Raw genomic sequence first — 365 nt, forward strand, 5'->3', positions numbered from 1 at the left:
TTTAAAATCCGCGAGCACACATTACACAAGGTCCCTTACCTGCTCGTGGTAGGGGATAAAGAAGTTGAAACAAACACCGTCGCTGTGCGTACCCGTACCGGTGAAGACCTGGGTACTATGAGCATTGAAGCCTTTACAGAACTGCTGGAAGGCGGCATAGCACAGCTCGGTCGGTTTGGAATGGAGAACTGAATATCAGACGCGATAACAGAAGAGGCGGCCGCCAAGACAACCGTGCCGCCATCAACGATCAGATCCGTGCAACCGAAGTACGCCTGATCGGAGCAGATGGGGGCCAGGTTGGCATTGTTGGTATAGACGAGGCGCTGCGCATCGCAGAGGAAGCCGAACTGGATCTGGTTCAG

Annotated in this window: 1 protein-coding gene and 1 pseudogene; both read left to right on the plus strand. The window is 54.0% G+C overall.

Translation table 11 applies throughout. The features are described 5' to 3' along the window. The coding region (locus B2Z72_RS03990) for a His/Gly/Thr/Pro-type tRNA ligase C-terminal domain-containing protein (protein WP_297004210.1) at positions 1-192 on the plus strand (192 nt) is incomplete at its 5' end. A 2-nt stretch (positions 193-194) separates the two neighbouring features. Next, a pseudogene (locus tag B2Z72_RS03995) lies at positions 195-365 on the plus strand (translation initiation factor IF-3); the annotation flags it as partial.

Source organism: Thalassolituus sp. UBA6592, from assembly GCF_002433655.1.
In the GTDB taxonomy this organism is placed as follows: Bacteria; Pseudomonadota; Gammaproteobacteria; order Pseudomonadales; family Oceanobacteraceae; genus Venatoribacter.